This is a genomic window from Micromonospora sp. R77, from assembly GCF_022747945.1.
Classification (GTDB): domain Bacteria; phylum Actinomycetota; class Actinomycetes; order Mycobacteriales; family Micromonosporaceae; genus Micromonospora.
In genome coordinates this window covers 2606089-2621768 of record NZ_JALDST010000001.1, presented here as the reverse complement: position 1 = coordinate 2621768, position 15680 = coordinate 2606089, and the positions used below count along the sequence as shown (strand labels likewise).

Annotated in this window: 14 protein-coding genes; 5 read left to right on the top strand and 9 right to left on the bottom strand. The window is 73.5% G+C overall.

Annotated features, from left to right (window positions below):
- Positions 1–15: 15 nt before the first annotated feature.
- From MRQ36_RS12120 to MRQ36_RS12090, 7 genes are read right to left on the bottom strand one after another with little or no spacing between them, the layout of a single operon-like run.
- The gene (locus MRQ36_RS12120) at positions 16–885 is read right to left on the bottom strand and encodes a lipopolysaccharide biosynthesis protein (protein ID WP_242795095.1); all 870 of its coding nucleotides are present in this window, start codon (positions 883–885) and stop codon (positions 16–18) included.
- The gene (locus MRQ36_RS12115; protein WP_242795093.1) at positions 828–1631 is read right to left on the bottom strand and encodes a lipopolysaccharide biosynthesis protein; all 804 of its coding nucleotides are present in this window, start codon (positions 1629–1631) and stop codon (positions 828–830) included. The genes MRQ36_RS12120 and MRQ36_RS12115 overlap by 58 nt, the downstream gene beginning before the upstream one ends.
- Entirely contained in the window at positions 1628–2491 is an 864-nt protein-coding gene (locus tag MRQ36_RS12110; RefSeq protein ID WP_242795091.1) for a sulfotransferase domain-containing protein, read from the bottom strand. The genes MRQ36_RS12115 and MRQ36_RS12110 overlap by 4 nt, the downstream gene beginning before the upstream one ends.
- 17 nt (positions 2492–2508) lie before the next feature.
- Complete coding sequence (locus MRQ36_RS12105; protein ID WP_242795089.1) at positions 2509–3717, bottom strand: hypothetical protein; 1209 nt, start codon at positions 3715–3717, stop codon at positions 2509–2511.
- Positions 3717–5195: an O-antigen ligase gene (locus tag MRQ36_RS12100; RefSeq protein ID WP_242795087.1), complete on the bottom strand. Its 1479-nt coding sequence runs from the start codon at positions 5193–5195 to the stop codon at positions 3717–3719. Before MRQ36_RS12100 ends, MRQ36_RS12105 begins: the two co-directional genes overlap by 1 nt.
- Positions 5192–6193 carry a DUF3048 domain-containing protein gene (locus MRQ36_RS12095; protein ID WP_242795085.1) on the bottom strand — a complete coding sequence of 334 codons (1002 nt, stop codon included), beginning with the start codon at positions 6191–6193 and terminating at the stop codon, positions 5192–5194. The genes MRQ36_RS12100 and MRQ36_RS12095 overlap by 4 nt, the downstream gene beginning before the upstream one ends.
- Entirely contained in the window at positions 6190–8043 is a 1854-nt protein-coding gene (locus MRQ36_RS12090) for a Wzz/FepE/Etk N-terminal domain-containing protein (RefSeq protein WP_242795083.1), read from the bottom strand. Before MRQ36_RS12090 ends, MRQ36_RS12095 begins: the two co-directional genes overlap by 4 nt.
- A gap of 498 nt (positions 8044–8541) precedes the next feature.
- Between MRQ36_RS12090 and MRQ36_RS12085 the strand changes: the two genes are divergently transcribed.
- The 4 genes from MRQ36_RS12085 (at position 8542) to MRQ36_RS12070 (ending at position 11609) form a co-directional block, all read left to right on the top strand.
- Positions 8542–9018, top strand: a complete 477-nt coding sequence (locus tag MRQ36_RS12085; RefSeq protein WP_242795081.1) for a UDP-N-acetylglucosamine transferase subunit ALG14 — start codon at positions 8542–8544, stop codon at positions 9016–9018.
- Positions 9019–9133: 115 nt separating this feature from the next.
- Positions 9134–9712: a glycosyltransferase gene (locus MRQ36_RS12080; RefSeq protein WP_242795079.1), complete on the top strand. Its 579-nt coding sequence runs from the start codon at positions 9134–9136 to the stop codon at positions 9710–9712.
- Positions 9709–10698, top strand: coding sequence for a sulfotransferase (locus tag MRQ36_RS12075; RefSeq protein WP_242795077.1), 990 nt, complete (start codon positions 9709–9711; stop codon positions 10696–10698). The genes MRQ36_RS12080 and MRQ36_RS12075 overlap by 4 nt, the downstream gene beginning before the upstream one ends.
- Complete coding sequence (locus tag MRQ36_RS12070) at positions 10695–11609, top strand: glycosyltransferase family 2 protein (RefSeq protein WP_242795076.1); 915 nt, start codon at positions 10695–10697, stop codon at positions 11607–11609. Before MRQ36_RS12075 ends, MRQ36_RS12070 begins: the two co-directional genes overlap by 4 nt.
- Before the next feature lie 56 nt (positions 11610–11665).
- On the opposite strand, the gene MRQ36_RS12065 is transcribed toward MRQ36_RS12070, so the two are convergent.
- Positions 11666–13321, bottom strand: a complete 1656-nt coding sequence (locus MRQ36_RS12065) for a hypothetical protein (RefSeq protein ID WP_242795075.1) — start codon at positions 13319–13321, stop codon at positions 11666–11668.
- Between the two features lie 103 nt (positions 13322–13424).
- Positions 13425–14309 carry a 3'(2'),5'-bisphosphate nucleotidase CysQ gene (locus MRQ36_RS12060; RefSeq protein WP_242795074.1) on the bottom strand — a complete coding sequence of 295 codons (885 nt, stop codon included), beginning with the start codon at positions 14307–14309 and terminating at the stop codon, positions 13425–13427.
- Positions 14310–14494: 185 nt separating this feature from the next.
- On the opposite strand from MRQ36_RS12060, the gene MRQ36_RS12055 reads away from it, so the two are divergent.
- Complete coding sequence (locus tag MRQ36_RS12055) at positions 14495–15589, top strand: PLP-dependent aminotransferase family protein (RefSeq protein WP_242795073.1); 1095 nt, start codon at positions 14495–14497, stop codon at positions 15587–15589.
- Positions 15590–15680: the final 91 nt, after the last annotated feature.

The window sequence follows — 15680 nt, the reverse complement described above, 5'->3', positions numbered from 1 at the left end:
GTACGCAGGGGCAGGTCACGACTGAGCGGCCGGCGTCGGGCCGGAGCGGTTCCGGCCGCGCCGCAGCGCGCGGAGCGCGTCGAGGTGCAGGGTGGTCCGCCAGTGCCAGGCGCCGGCCAGGTACGCCGCCGCGCCGGCCACGCTCACCACGGCGAGCAGCGGCGCGGCGGCACCGAGCAGGCTGGCCAGCCCCAGCGGGAGGCCGAAACAGACGACGGCGAGCGCCATCGCGGTACGGGTGCCGCGCCCGAACGGGTGCAGCCGCAGCGACCACCAGAGCTGCGCCAACGGCACCAGGTTGGTGACCAGGATGGACGCGGTCCAGGCCAGGGCGGCGCCGAGGATGCCGTACACCGGGATGAGCGCGACGTTGGCGACCACGTTGACCACGGTGCCGACCATCGCGTTGTAGAAGGTCCAGGCGGTCCGCCCGGCCATGTTGAGCACCATGTCCACCATGCCGCAGCCGGTGGCCACCAGCATGGTCAGCGCGAGCAGCAGCACCACCCGGCGGCCCGCGCCGTAACCGGAGCCGAAGAGGGACAGCATCGGCCCGGCGAACGCCGCGAAGACCAGGTATGCCGGCCAGGAGAGCAGCACCAGCCAGCCGGTGGCGGCCTGGTAGAGCTGCCGTGCCTCGGCGTTGTCCGAGCGGGCGAAGGCGGCGGCCATCCGGTGCTGCACCGAACCGGCCAGCGCCACGCTGGAGAGTTGACCCAGCGCGAGGAACCGGGTCGCCGCCGTGTAGACCGCCGCGTCGGCCGGCCCGCGCAACGCGCTGAGCAGCACGATGTCGAGCCGCTGCACGACGATGGCGGCCAGGCTGCTCAGGGCCCGGGGCCCGGTGAACCGCCAGAACGGCCCGGCCAGTTCGGCCGTCGGCACCGGCCGGGCCACCTCGCGCTCGGCACGCCGGACGAGCCGGCCCAGCCAGGCCAGCGCGACGGCGGCGGCGAGCAGGTAGGGACCGCCCAGGCCAGCGGCAGCGCGCGGGTGGCGCTCAGACCCAGCCAGGCGGCCACCGCGACCGCCACGAACTGGATCAGCGTACGGCCGAGTCGCTCCACGGTGAGCAGCGGACGCATCTGCCCGAAGCCCCGGCAGGCGGCGAGCGCGTAGTCGCTGAGCGCGGCCAGCGGCACGAAGGCCAGCAGGATGCGCAGTGCGGTCACCGCGCCCGGACCCGCCTCGGGCATGGTCAGCCGGGCCAGCGCCGGCGCGGCGAGCCAGCCCACCCCGGCGAGCAGCGCCCCGACGGCCAGCACCGGCAGCAGTCCGGCCAGGATCGTGCCCCGGATCCGGTCCCGCTGACCGAGCGTGCGCTGCCGGCTGACGAAGTAGACGGTGCCGACGTCGGTGCCCAGCCGGGCCGCCGACACGGCGATCATGAAGGCGCTCGTCGCGGCGAAGAACATGCCGGCGTCCCGGACCGACCAGCCCCGGGTGATGACGATGTTCAGCCCGAAGCCGGCCACCGCCGCGATGCCCACCCCGACCAGGTTCGCGAAGCCCTGCCGGGCCGCGCCGCCCAGACCCGCGCCGGCTGCCGCCGGTCCGCCGCCGGGCGCCGTCGACCCACCGACGGCCGGCAGGATCACCGTCGGGTCGTCACCGGTGTCCGTCCGAGTCACCGCCGCCACGACGGCACGCGTCCCCACCAGGAGGCCAGCCGCTCGTCGTACGGGGCGAAGTGGTCCTCCAGTCGGGCCCGCAGCTGCGCCGACATGGGCGACCGTGACCGCGAGTTGTGCTTGCCGAAGGAGATGTCCGCCCAGCGGGGCAGGCCGATGAAGTCGCAGACCGCGTCGAACGACGGGCGCGGGTCGGCGAAGAAGTCGTCGCTGTCGATCACGTGCAGCCGCTCCCGGCCGACCAGCGCCTCCAGCCGCTCCAGCTGCTCGATGTACCGCCCCCGGGCGAGGTACGCGTTGTGCTGCAGGTGGTGGCTCAGGTATTTCGGGTCGGCGGTCATCCGTTCCCGCTCACCGGCCGTCCGCTCCTCCTCCAGCTCCAGCGCCCGCTCGAACGACGACTCGGTCTCGTAACCCCGGGCCAGCTCGTGCGAGTGCGCCGAGTACGCCCGCTCCACCGGGTCGCGCAGCAGCACCAGCAGCCGTACGCCGGGCAGGTCCGCGGCGATCCGCTGACCGGCCAGCGGGTGGAACATGTAGAACGGGCTCGACTCCCCGGTGATCCCCCGGACGCCGAGCTGCGCCCGGACCGCCTCCGCCTTCGCGGTGGTGGGGAAGTGCCCGAGGTACCAGTTCATCCCCCGGTGGTAGTCGGTGTCGAAGTAGTGCACGCCCTTGTGGTAGGCCGGCGGCAGCACGCCCGGGTGCTGGGAGAGCGTCTTGAACAGCGACGTGGTGCCGCAGCGCTGCGCTCCCACGATCAGGAAACCGGGCGTCATCCGGCTCCCGGCGGTCAACCGGCCGACCGTCCGGCTCATCGACTTCACCGCGCGGAGCGCCTGCTCCTTGGCCACCGTCACGTCCCCACTCCTCACTCTCACCGGGCCCGACGGGCCAGGTGCTCCTCGACGGCCGGCAGCAGCCAGGCGTCGACGTGCCCCAGTCGCGCACCCGCCTCCGCCTGCCGGTCCCGCAGATAGCGGGTGGCCAGCTCCACCAGGTAGAGCACGGCCACCAGGTCGGCGTCCCGGCCGTCCTGCCCGAACGGGGCCAGCGTGCCCGCCGCGCCGGCGATCAGGGCCCGCGCCGCGTCCGTCGGCTCCACCCCGTCGTGGCCGATGGCGGTCTGCACCACCCGGTGCAGCGCGTCGTAACCCGCCGGCACGTCACCGGTGAACCGCTCCCAGTCCCAGACCAGCACCCGGCCGTCGGCGAGGACCGCGCTGTTGCCGCCGTTCCAGTCGCCGTGCCAGGCACCGAAGGCGACCGTCGGGTCGGCGTCCGCGACGGTCTTCAGCACCGTCTGCAGCCGCCCGGCCTCCGGCCGACCGCCCAGCGCGTCGATCTCCTCGGCCAGCCGGGCCGCGTGCGAACTTCCGGCGTACGACCGGTGCCGTACCCCGAGACAGCCGGCCACCGCCACCATCGCCGCCCGCTCCGCCGCCTCGGCCGCGGCCGGGGCGGCCCGGGGCAGCCGTACCGGCAGCGCCTCCTGCACCAGCAGCGCGTGCCCGTGCCAGTCGCCGTGGTGCAGCACCCCGGCCACCGTCACCGGGCCCAGCGGCAGTTCGGCCAGCCGGCGCAGCGCGGCGGCCTCCACGTCCACCAGCGCCCGGGTCAGCGGGTCGACGCCCAGCTTGGCGTAGCCCAGTGCCCGCCCGTCCGGGCCGAGCAGTTGCAGGACCGGCTTGCGGTTCGCCCGGGCCGGACCGATGTGCATGCTGACCAGCGTCGGCGTGCCCAGCACCTCGGCCAGGTACGCGTCCAGCCCGCCGCCGGTCACCGCCACCCGGTCCCGGAACACCAGCGGGCCCAGCCCGAGCCGGAACGCGGTGGCCAGCCCCTGCCGGACCAGCTTCGCCTTCCGGCCGACCGCCTCGGTCGAGTGCCGGACGGCGCTGGCCGCCGCCCGCCCCGACCCGGTCGGCACGAGCAGCCGTGGCCGGGTCGCCGACGGTACGACCACCCAGCCGTCCCGCCCGCCCCGACGCAGCGTGGCTTCGGCGGGCGCAGGCCAGATCAGCCCGGCCAGGTCGGCGAGGTACGCGGAGCGGCCGTCGCCGTCCGGAGGGACACGGAACACCATCAGCGGTCACCGGCTGCTTCGAGTCGGGCCCGTAGCCCGCCCACGGTGCCCAACGGCGGCGCCGGCGCGACGGCCCGGCGCAGCCGGTCGTTGCGGGCGAGCAGGGCGACCGAGATCAGGCCGTAGGCGAGGGTGGCTTCCATTGCGCCATAGGTGAACTGGAAGAAGAGCATCAGGACGAGCACGAGGCTGCCGGCGATCCCGATCGCGCTGTGGTCGCGGCGGTAGCGCCAGAGGCTGTAGAGGAAGAACCCGTTGTAGCAGAGCGCGCCGACATAGCCCTGGCCGACCAGCAACGCCCAGAGCTGGCCGTTGCTGCCCAGCTCCCGGTTGCCGCACTGCTTGCAGTCGTCGGTCTTACCGATCGCGATGGAGCGGTTGCTGCCGATCAGCGCCCGGTTGCCGCCGTACCCGAGCACGGGCGAGTGGTTCGCGGCGGTGAGGGCCGACTCGGAGAGGGTGGTGCGGATCTCGTCGCTGTGGCCGTTCTGCAGCCGCTCGTCGAAGGTCTTGCCGAGCGGAGTGGCGATGATCAGGATGCCGATCAACCCCACCGCCAGGGCCAACCCGCCGAGCACCGCCATCCGGCCGCGCAACGCCATCCGGACCGCCACGTAGACCGCGGAGATGCCGAGACCGATCCAGAGGCCCCGGTTGAGCGAGTAGACGATCGGGAAGACCGCGGCCAGGGCGATCGCGATGCCGAGCACCCGCCGCACCGGGCCGCCCAGCACCACCCAGCCGACGATCAGCCAGATCAGCAGGACGGCGGTGTTCTCACCCCACGAGTTGGTGTACGCGAAGGGCGCCGACGGCCGGGGTGAAGTCGCCTCGCCGACGATCACCTGCTGGACCTGGGCGAACTTGACGTCCATCAGCGAGGCGACGAAGGGTTGGCTGGCGATCGAGGGCGGCAGCACGAAGCGCAGCGGCGCGACGAAGCCCCCGGTGGGGAAGAGCGAGCCCACCCAGCCGCCGATCACCACGACGACGCCCATGAAGCCGAAGTTGCGGATCACCTGGCGCCGGGGCAGTTCCCGCTCGCTCAGGTTGAACACGTAGAGCATGACCACGGTCGTCGCCACGTAGTTCGCCAGCCGGATCGCCCAGCCGATGTACCGGCCGCCGCCGCCCGGCGGGAGCGTGTCCGGCGCGGTGAGGTCGAGCATCACCACCGACAGCAGCACCCAGAGCAGCAGCACCAACCAGATGCCGAAGCCCGGCGGGACCCGTACCGGGCCGCGCCGGTAGAGCTGCACCGCCATCGGCACGGCCAGGATGACGACGACGAAGGAGGCCACCCCGAGCGCCCACCACACCGGGTAGAGCACGAACAGCGCGGTCAGCGGCCAGGCCTTGGGCAGCCGCAGCGACCAGGACTTCGGCCGGGCGGGCGCCGGCGTGGCCACCGGCGAGACCGGTACGCCGACGACCGACGCCGAGCCGCGGGCCGGGCGGTTCGGGGTGACCGTACTCATCTGAGAGTGACCTTGGCGCTGCTCGGCACGTAGAACACCCACGCGTTGCCGGGCGTCGGGTGCAGCAGTTCGCCGTTGAGGTCGGTGATGTTGCAGACCAGGTCGAGCCCGGGCTTGCGCCACTTGCCCTTGGCACCCGACGGACCGGAGACCGCCACCACGGCCCCCTCGCCGAAGACGTTCGCCGAGGGCAGCGAGCGCGGCGAGGGCTTCCGCACGTCGAGCGTCTTGTATTCCATGGTGAGGACCAGCACGCTGGCTGCGGTGACCGTGGCGGTGCCGACCTTGCCGACCCAGGTCGACTTGGCCGCGTCGTACCGCCAGACCTGCGGCGGACCACCGGGGACGCTGATGGTCAGCTCCTGGGCCGGTGTCACGTCCCGGCCGGCCAGCGCCGAGCCGGGGGTCGCGTAGTCGAGCACGCTCGGCGGCGGCTGCGCACCCTTCGGGGCCGCCTTCCACAGCGCCGCGGTGGACGTCTGGTCGCCGGCGAACACCTTGTCACCGTCGTCGGCGGGGGTCACCCCGGCGAGCTTGGAGTTCTCGAACTGGGTGAGGAACCCGGTCGGCCCGCCGGCATAGCCGACGAACGGGTGCAGCACACCGAGTGACCGGATGTCGACCGGGCGGATCTCGGTGACCGGCCCGACCTTGGCCGCGTCCTTCGAGTGGAAGACGGCGGTCAGGTGCAGCGTGTCGGACTCGGCGAACTCGGCGTAGACCAGGTCCGCCGAGCCGAGCCCGGCCGGCGTGGTGGCCGGGCTGACCCGGATCGGCACCGCGACCGCGGGTCGGGCGGCGACCGCCGCGGCGGCGACCGGCAGGCCGGTCAGCGGCGCCGCCGGCTGGCTCGGGGTCGGGCTGGCGCTGGTCGGGGCGGCCGTGCCGGGGTCGACCACGTCGGTGCTGCCGGCCGGTTGTGGCTCGCTGCAGGCCGTGCCGAGGCCGATCACGACGGCCGGGACGAGGGCGGCGCGGAGCATCTGCCGTCGGTTCACCCCAGGTCCTCGCCGGAGTCGAGGGCGTAGCTGCGGCCGGAGCCGTCGACGGACCCGGCGTCGCCGCGGGACCGGTAGGTGCTGCCGTGGCCGTGACCGCTGCCGGCCACCGGCACCGGTCCGGCGGGGGCGGTCGGCTTGGCCTGACCCGTCGGCTTGGCCTGACCGGTGGGCTTGGGCGGACCGGCCGGCTTGGCCGACCCGGCGGAGGCGCCCGTGGGGGACGGGTTCATCCGGGGCAGCACCATGGTCGACTCCACCGAAGGGGCGCCCCCGGAGGGCCCGGGGCTCGGCCGGGGCCGCGGCTTCGCAACGGTCGGTGCCGGTTTCGCCGGGGCGGCCGAGGCCGGCATCCGGGGTGCCAGCACGGCACCGAGGACGGGCGCGTCGACCTGCTCGAACTGCTTCAACGCGGCGCTGATCTCGCCGCTGCGGGTACGGCCGCTCTCGGCCACCACGATCACCGCGTCGACGTGCCGGCCCAGCGCCTGCGCCTCGACCGCGACGGTCGGCTGGGCGGTCTCGATGAGCACGTGGTCGAAGCGGGCGGAGAGCTCGGCGAGGATCTCCAGCAGCGCCGCCACCGGCAGTTCCACGTCGGCCTCCAGGTCGCCGGGGACCAGCACCCGGAGCTGACCGAGCCCGGGGACCGGGGTCAGCGCCTTCAGTGCCGGGACGTCCCGCCGGAGCACCGCGGCCAGGCTGTGCCGGCCCTCGGTGACGCCGGTGATGGCGGTCAGCGTGGAGTCCGGCTTGGTGGTCAGCAGCGCCACCTGCTGCCCGGTCCGGGCGTACGCGGCGGCGAGGTTGGCGGCGACGAAGCCGGCCGCCGAGCCGGACGAGCCGTCGCAGAGCAGCAGCAGGCGTCCCCGCCCGGCCTCCCGGGCCGGGGGCACCGCGGAGAGCAGCACGTTGCGCAGCCGGCCCAGCTCCCGGGAGATCTTGTGGGTGGCGGGCAGCACGCCGACGGTGGCCGTCTTCTGCGGCAGCTCCAGCAGCAGCGGCAGCCCGGTCCGGTCACTGATGTCCCGGCCCCGGCGGACCCGGGTGTCGAGGCGGTCCAGCACCAGCGCCAGCACGATGCCGAGGAGCAGGCCGGCGCCGAGGCCGCTGGCCAGGTTCAGGGTGCGGTTCGGCGAGCTGGGGCTGTCGGGCAGCGGGGCGTCGGAGATGATCTCGCCCGGGTCGATGCCCTCGGAGAGCAGCGGGCTGAGCCGGTTGTTCAGCGAGGTCAGATTGTTGGTCAGCACGCTCTGGTCGGCCTCGGCCCGCTTCCGCTCGACCGAGTTCGCCGGCGCCGCGGCGACCTTCCCGGAGACTGCGGTGAGCTGCTTGTTGAGGTCCGCGATCTGCTGCTGGAGGCTCTTCACCTGGTTGTCCAGGGACGCCTGGGCGGTGGCCCGGCGGAGGTCGAGGTAAGCCTGGGCGAACGCGTGCGAACCGGCCTGCGCCTCCTTCGGGCTGTCCGCCTCGTACGACACCTGGAGGACCTGGCTGTTCGGCGGCACGTTGACGGTCGCCGACTGGACCAGCTCGTCGGCCGGGGTGCTGCTCTTCATCAGGCCCTTGGCCCGCTCCCCGACGACGAGCGACCGGACCACCTGCGCCTCGGTGTCCAGGTTGACCTTCGCGTTCGGGTTGCTGTCGCCGGCGCTCGCGCCCACCGGCCGCACCAGCAGCGAGGTGGTGGAGGTGTAGCGGGCCTGCTGGACCTGGCTCACCGCGAGCCCACCGGCCGTGCCGAGGACCGCTGCCAGCAGCAGGATCCACCAGCGGCGGCGGAGCCAGCCCAGATATGCCATCAGGACGGGTCCGTCGGAGTCGCTCTCGGCCAGGTGGGGTGAGGGCATCGGATTCTGTCGCTCCCTTTCGACCGAGCCGGGCAGTCCACGGCGCAGCTTGGACCGGACCGTGGACTCGAGTGTCCCCGATCCGAACGACGAGGGGAAGTCCGCTCACGCCCGGCAAGACTGTCCAGGTGTAGGCAGTCCGCACGGATCGGCCGACCCTCGCTTGACCATTCGGCGGGGCACCGGCCTCCGCGCCGACCCACCACGGCGCGGCGTCCACGTCGACAGTCGTCCGGAGCGGGTGACGGAATCCTGACACATCACGTGAAGATTCGGGTGCTCCGGCCCCGGCACCGGGCCTGACCTCGACGCCGGGCCGACACGGTGGAGTCGGCGTCCGGCCGTCGGGCCGTCCATCGGACGGTGAGCCGACCGGCGGGACCGGATCGGTCCAACGGCCCCTTCAGTTGTCCACCCACCCGCCAGTAGGTTGTCAGGGCGCGTCCGTGGGTCATTCACGAAAATCCGGACGTGTCATGACGGGACGGGGAGGAAACGTTGGTGGGCGGGTCAACCGAGGACTCGGGGCAGATCCTGCTGGTCGGATCCAGCGGCGGGCATCTCGCCCAGCTCCTGGCGCTGGAGTCCTGGTACCGGGACCGGCGTCGGGCGTGGGTGACGTTCGACACGCCGGACGCCCGGTCGCTGCTCGACGGCGAGGACGTGGTGTGGGCCTACCACCCCACCACCCGCAACGTCCGCAACCTGATCCGCAACGCCTTCCTGGCGTTCCGGGTGCTGCGCGGCCGTCGGGTGGACGCGGTGGTCACCACCGGCGCGGGGGTCGCCGTGCCGTTCGTCGTCGCGGCCCGGCTGCGCCGCGTCCCGACCGTCTACATCGAGGTGTACGACCGGATCGACAGCGCGACGCTGACCGCCCGGCTCTGCCGCCCGTTCCTCTCCGCGATGCTCGTGCAGTGGGAGGAGCAGCGCCGGATGTACCCGGAGGCGACCGTCGTGGGGAATCTCCTGTGAGCGCGAGGAGTGAGCCGGTCCTGCGAGCCCCGCAGTCGCGAACGAAGGCGAGCGCTGTGAGCGTGAGGAGTGAGCCGGGTTTGCGAGCCCCGCAGTCGCGAACGAAGGAGTCACGGTGAGCGGGTTCGTGCCCCGGCAGCGCGGCGCGGTGCCGTACGTGCTGGCCGTGGTCGGCACCGACGTGCACCGGTTCGACCGGCTGGTGGAGTGGCTGGAGCGCTGGCACGCCGGCCGCTCCGACGCCGTCCGCCTGGTGCTCCAGTACGGCCACAGCCGCCCTCCGCGACTGCCCGAGGCCACCCCGTTCCTCGGCCACGAGGAACTCCAGCGGGCGATGGCCGAGGCCACGCTCGTGGTCAGCCACGGCGGCCCGGCGACCATCACCGAGGCCCGTCGTACCGGACACCTGCCGATCGTGGTGCCCCGGAACCCGGCGCACGACGAGCACGTCGACAACCACCAGCAGCTCTTCTCCCGCCGGCTCGGCGCGGCCGGCCTGGTCCGGCTCTGCGAGTCCGAGACCGAGCTGGTGGCCGCCCTCGACGAGGGGGTGGCCGACCCGTCGCGCTTCGTGCTCGCCGCCGACCCGGACCGCCCGGACCCGCGTGCCGAGGCGGTGGCCCGGGTCGGGCAGGTGGTCGACGACCTGGTGGCCCGCCGGGTACGCCAGCGCGCCGGTGGGCGGCGAGGATGACCCCGGACCTGCCGCCCGACCTGCCCCGGGTGCTCTTCGTCGGCGGGCTCGGCCGGAGCGGCTCCACCCTGCTGGAACTGCTCCTCGCCCAGAGCCCGGACGTCTGCGCGGTCGGCGAGGTGGTGCACCTGTGGGAGCGGGCGCTCGGCGCCGACGAGCGGTGCGGCTGCGGCGAACGCTTCACCGCCTGTCCGTTCTGGCAGCAGGTCGGTGAGCGCGCCTTCGGCGGCTGGTCGAGCGTGGACCGGGACGAGACGCTGGCGCTGAAGGACCGGGTCGACCGGACCCGGCACATCCCCCGGCTGGCCAAGGGCTCGCTCGGCGACGCCGAACTCGCCGACGTCCGCCGGTACGCCGATCTCTACACCCGCATCTACCGGGCGGCGACCGAGGTGACCGGTGCCCGGGTGGTGGTCGACTCCAGCAAGCACGCCTCGCTGGCCTTCGCGCTGCGCTGGGCCGAGGGGCTGGACCTGCGGGTGCTGCACCTGGTGCGGGACAGCCGTGCGGTGGCGTACTCCTGGGGCAAGCAGGTCCGGCGGCCCGAGGTGGTCGACGGCGAGGACTTCATGCCCACCTTCTCGCCGTTCGAGGTGAGCAAGCTGTGGACGGCGCAGAACGCCGCGTTCCACCTGCTGGCCTCCCGCGCGTCGGTGCTCCGGCTGCGCTACGAGGACTTCACCGCGGACCCGGCCGGCACGGTCCGCCGGCTCCGCGAGTTCGCCGGGCTGCCGGACGACCCGGAGGCGCTGCGGATCCTCACCGATCCGCCGGCGGAGCCGGTCCGCGCGCACAGCATCGCCGGTAACCCGCTGCGGTTCAGCGGCGGCCCGCTGCAGGTACGCCGGGACGAGGCCTGGCGGTCCCGGCTGCCCCGCCGCAGCCGCGCCATGGTCAGCCTGGCCACCCTCCCGTTCCGGGTCCGCTACGGCTACCTGGGCCAGCAGGGAACGACCCCGCAGTCGCGAACCGAGGAGACACAGTGAGTGGTCCGAGCATCTCCGTCGTCGTGCCGACGCGGGACCGTCCGGAGTTGCTGCGGGCGGCACTCGACGCCATCCTCAGCCAGGCGCACCCGGGCCCGATCGAGGCGATCGTGGTCTATGACCAGTCGGAGCCGGACCGGTCGCTGGAGACCGATCACGGTGACCGGCGGGTCCGGGTCATCACCAACACCCACACGCCCGGGCTGGCCGGGGCCCGCAACACCGGCATCGAGGCGGCGACCGGTGACCTGGTCGCGTTCTGCGACGACGACGACGAGTGGCTGCCCGGCAAGCTCGCGGCCCAGCTCGGCGCGCTCGACGTGCACCCGGACGGCGCCCTGGTGAGTTGCGGCATCCGGGTCAGCTACGACGACCGGACGGTGGACCGGTCGCTGGACCGGTCCCGGGTGTCACTGGAGGCGTTGCTGCGGGACCGGCTGACCGAGCTGCACCCGTCGACGTTCCTGATCCGGCGGGCCGCCCTGCTCGACGCGATCGGCCTGGTCGACGAGCAGATCCCGGGCAGCTACGCCGAGGACTACGAGTTCCTGCTCCGCGCCGCCCGGTACGCTCCACTGGTCAACGTGGACGCGCCGTACGTGCTGGTCCGCTGGCACAAGCGGTCGTACTTCGCGCAGCGCTGGGAGACCATCTCGACCGCGCTGCAGTGGCTGCTGCGGCGCTACCCGGAGTTCGCCACGGTGCCGCACGGCGAGGCCCGGGTGGCCGGTCAGATCGCGTTCGCCCAGGCGGCCATGGGCAACCGCCGCGACGCGGTCCGCTGGGCCCGGCGCACCCTGGCCCGTAACCCGCGCGAGCCGCGGGCCTACCTGGCGCTGGCGGTGGCCAGCCGGGCGGTGCACGCCGACCGGGTGCTGCGCACGCTGCACAAGCGCGGCCGGGGCATCTGAGCCGACGGAAAGGGCGGGTGACCGACCGGTCACCCGCCCTTTCCGTGCTCAGCTGGTCAGGCCACGCAGAACGATCGCCAGGCCTGGATGCTCGGGGCGTCCTGGAGGCGGAAGTCGCCCTGGCTGACCACCTGGTTGTAGTACGCCACGAACTCCGGCCGCTGGCCGTTGAGGTAGCTGGTCATCGAGCGGATCCACGCCGCGCGCCCGGTGCCGGAGTCGCCCGGCACCAGGTCGCTGCCGGTCTCGGCGACGCCCCAGGGCTTGCCCAGTTCCCGTGACTTGCTGATCATCTCGCCGTAGATCTCCTGCGGAGGCGCGTACCGCTTCCACTTGGCGCCCCAGTTGTAGCAGTCCCAGCCGAGCGTCTCGACCACGTCACTGCCCGGGTAGAAGGAGTCGAAGCTGCGCCGGGACTTGGGGTCGAGCGTCCAGCACATCAGGATCAGCGTGTTGATCAGCTTGGGATTGTCCACCTTCGCGGCGAGTCCGGCGATCCGCCGCCAGGCGGACTTGTAGGCGGCGGCCGTGAAGGCACCCCGCTCCACGTCGTCCTCGGGCTCGTGGAAGTACGACCAGTAGACGTTGTGGTCGCGGGGGATCGAGCGGAACCACGAGGTCAGGCGGGCGTCGTACTTGCCGGTGTTGACCTCCTGCGGTGACGCCTTGAAGGAGACCACCACGGTCCGGTCCGCGACGTCGGCCCGGCTCTTCTCCCACGCGGGCGGCAGGCCGGGGTAGAAGACCCGGGCCATCTTGAGGGTGCCGAAGGTGCGGTCCGAGCGGTTGAGCGCCTGGGAGAAGGTCTCGCCGCTCTGCACCGCGATCGAGGCACCGGGAAGCGTCTGGCGGGTGCCGGCGAAGGGCGGTGCCTGGCCCGGTACGGCCGCGGCCGGCGGTGACGCGCTGGCCGGACGGTCGCCCAGCCCCTGGGTGCCGCCCGGGGTGGCCGAGGGAGCGGCGGCACCGTTGGCACCGGGTGCGGGCGCGCTGGCCACGCCGCTCTCGGCCGTGCCGATCGCCTGCTCCGGGGCCCGGTCCGGGTCGCGCATGGTGGCCACGGCCACTCCGCCGCCGGCGACGGCCAGGGCAACGGCCGCCGCGACGATAATCGTCCAGCGACGTCGCTCACCGCCGGACGGTGCGGAGACCGGCGGCGGGCCGGGGAACCGCAGGTCCGGGCCCACCGGCGGAGGTGCGGAGCCGCCGTCCGGGCCGGCCGCCCGGTGCTCGGCGTCCGACCAGGACGGTTCGTCCGCCAGGGCGACCGGTGGCGCGCCGGCTGCCGACGGCGAGCCGTCATCGAGTACGGCCGCAGCGGCCCACTGCTGCGGGTGGCCGTGGGCCGACGCGGCGCCTTCCGCCCACTGCTGGGCGTAGCCGTCGGTCGGAGTGGTGCCCTCCGCCCACTGCTGCGGGAAGCCGTCGGCCGGGTGGTCGGCCGGCCACTGTGGCTCGTGGCCGTCGGCTGGCCACGACTGTCCCCGGTGGGCCTGCCGGCCGACCGGCTGCGTCGGCCGGTCACCGTCCGGCCAGGGCAGCGACGACCGGACGGCAGCCGGTGCCGGTCGGTGCGGAGCCTCGACGTCCGGCCACGGCAGGGCCGGGTCGGCGTCGGGCGAGCCGTGCTGGCGGGGGATGTCCTGACCCGGCCAGAGGCTGGTGGACTGCCCCGTCCCGGGGGCGGTGTGATGGTCTCGGTCGGCCGGCATGACCCTCCCTGGCTGGACAGCGGCCCGTCACGGGCGGTAGGTCGGCGGTGCCTTTCCGCCCGACACTATCTCCCGGTCAGGTGGGCCGTGGGTACCGCAACACTCAACCGAACGCCTGACCGGTGCTGCCGGTGACGGCCGAAGCGGGCAACTTGACCCCGGTACGGGCGATCGCGTCGAGCAGTTGGCTGGCCACTTCGGGGCGGCAGACCACCAGATCCGGCAGGCGGGGATCGGCGCGGTTGTAGCGCAGCGGCGAGCCGTCGACCCGGCACGCGTGCATCCCGGCGCCCAGCGCGACGGCGACCGGGGCCGCCGAGTCCCACTCGTACTGGCCGCCGGCGTGGACGTACGCGTCGACCTCGCCGGTCACCACGGCGCAGACCTTCACCCCGGCGGAGCCCATCGGCACGGTACGCGCGCCGAGCAGTTCGACCAGCTCGCCGACGAAGGCCGGCGGACGGCTGCGGCTGACCGCGATGCGCAGTGGCCCGTCCACGGCCGGCGGGGTCGGGCAGCCGGTGCCGAGGACCAGCGGCGCACCGTCCGGCGTGGTCCGTGCCGGCATGCCGACCGCGCCCGCCACCAGCGCACCGTCCGGGCCGGCCGACCGCTGCCAGAGGGCGACGTGCACCGCCCAGTCGGTCCGCCCGGTCTCGGAGAACTCCCGGGTGCCGTCGAGCGGGTCGATGATCCAGACCCGGTCGGCGGTGAGCCGGGCGGGGGCGTCGCCCTCCCCGGCGGCCCACGCACGCCGGGCGTCGGCCTCCTCCTCGGAGAGGACCGCGTCCGCCGGGCGCCAGCGGGCGAGCGCGGCGGTCATCAGCTCGTGCGAGGCGCGGTCACCGGCGTCCTTGAGGGCGGCCGGGTCCGCGAAGCCCTGCCGGGCCCGCAGGGCGGTCAACGCCGCGCCCGCCTCCCCGGCCAGCCATTCCGCGAAGGCCTGGTCGTCGAGCTGACCGGTTCCGTCCTGGGTCACGTGCGCCACCACCTCGTGCTGGTCCGACAGCGACCAGCAATCATCCGGTCGCCCTGCGATCGACGCCAGCGTACGGTCCGATGGGCGACAGGTCGCGAGCCGGTTTCGGGTCTCCGGTGGGTTCGGTTGCCCGCATGTTGAACTTGGCGTGTATGCCGGTCGGACCGCCCGGGCCAGGCCCTAGGCTCGTGCCCATGACCGCCGAGCAGCTGATCTCCTTCGCCCGTGGCGCTCCCTCGCTGGACATCGTCGATGTCGAGGGGCTCAAGGCCGCCGCCGTCCGCGCGTTCGACGCCGACCCCGCCGGGGTCACCGCGTACGGCACCTCCGTCGGTTACCCGCCCCTGCGGAAGTGGATCGCCGAGAAGCACGGCGTCGAGGCCGACCAGGTGCTGATCACCAACGGTTCGCTCCAGGCCGACGCCTTTCTCTTCGACCACCTGGTGCGGCGCGGGGACGCGGTGGTGGTCGAGCGCCCGACGTACGACCGGACGCTGCTCAACCTGCAGAAGATGGGCGGCGAGATCCACGGCGTGTCGATCCAGCCGGACGGTCTGGACACCGCCGAGCTGCGCAAGCTGCTGGAGTCCGGGGTGCGTCCCCGGCTGGCCCACGTCATCCCGAACTACCAGAACCCGGCCGGCGTGACGCTCTCCCTGGAGAAGCGCCGGGAGCTGCTGGACCTCGCCGCCGAGTACGAGTTCACGATCTTCGAGGACGACCCGTACGCGGACATCCGGTTCCGGGGCGAGCCGCTGCCGTCGATGCTGTCGATGGACACCCGGGGCGTGGTGGTGCACGCGTCCAGCTTCACCAAGACGGTCTGCCCGGGGGTCCGGGTGGGCTATCTGGTCGGCCCGACCGACCTGATCGCCAACATTGCGAAGAAGGCGACGAACCTCTACATCTCGCCGGGCATGGTCTCCGAGGCGATCGTGCACCAGTTCTGCGTCTCCGGTGACATCCAGCGCTCGATCCGGACGGTCTCGACGGCGCTCGGCGAGCGGGCCCGGGTGCTGGCGGAGTCGCTGCGCCGGCACCTCCCGGAGGCCCGGTTCGTGGAGCCGGACGGTGGCTACTTCCTCTGGGTGGAGCTGCCGGAGGACGTCGAGGTGGACCGGGTGGCGCCGGCCGCGGCGGAGCGGGGCGTGGCCGTGGTGAAGGGGAGCGACTTCGTCCTGGAGGGCGGCCGGCACGCGCTGCGGCTGGCGTTCTCCGCGGTGACCGCGGACCGGATCGACGAGGGCGTCCGGCGGTTGGCCGAGGCGGTCGAGGCCGTCCGAGGCTGATTTCTGTCGAGTTTCCGACAGTTGAGCGATGCCGGTCGGCTCGGGTCTCCCCCTGAGTCGACCGGCGGCCCACAATGCTGCGAGCGCCGTT

Bases quoted from the DNA above. Each gene is read 5' to 3' on its own strand.
- MRQ36_RS12075 (WP_242795077.1), top strand. From the start codon at position 9,709: ATGACCCCGGACCTGCCGCCCGACCTGCCCCGGGTGCTCTTCGTCGGC.
- MRQ36_RS12105 (WP_242795089.1), bottom strand. From the start codon at position 3,717: ATGGTGTTCCGTGTCCCTCCGGACGGCGACGGCCGCTCCGCGTACCTC.
- MRQ36_RS12065 (WP_242795075.1), bottom strand. From the start codon at position 13,321: ATGCCGGCCGACCGAGACCATCACACCGCCCCCGGGACGGGGCAGTCC.
- MRQ36_RS12100 (WP_242795087.1), bottom strand. From the start codon at position 5,195: ATGAGTACGGTCACCCCGAACCGCCCGGCCCGCGGCTCGGCGTCGGTC.
- MRQ36_RS12090 (WP_242795083.1), bottom strand. From the start codon at position 8,043: ATGCCCTCACCCCACCTGGCCGAGAGCGACTCCGACGGACCCGTCCTG.
- MRQ36_RS12055 (WP_242795073.1), top strand. From the start codon at position 14,495: ATGACCGCCGAGCAGCTGATCTCCTTCGCCCGTGGCGCTCCCTCGCTG.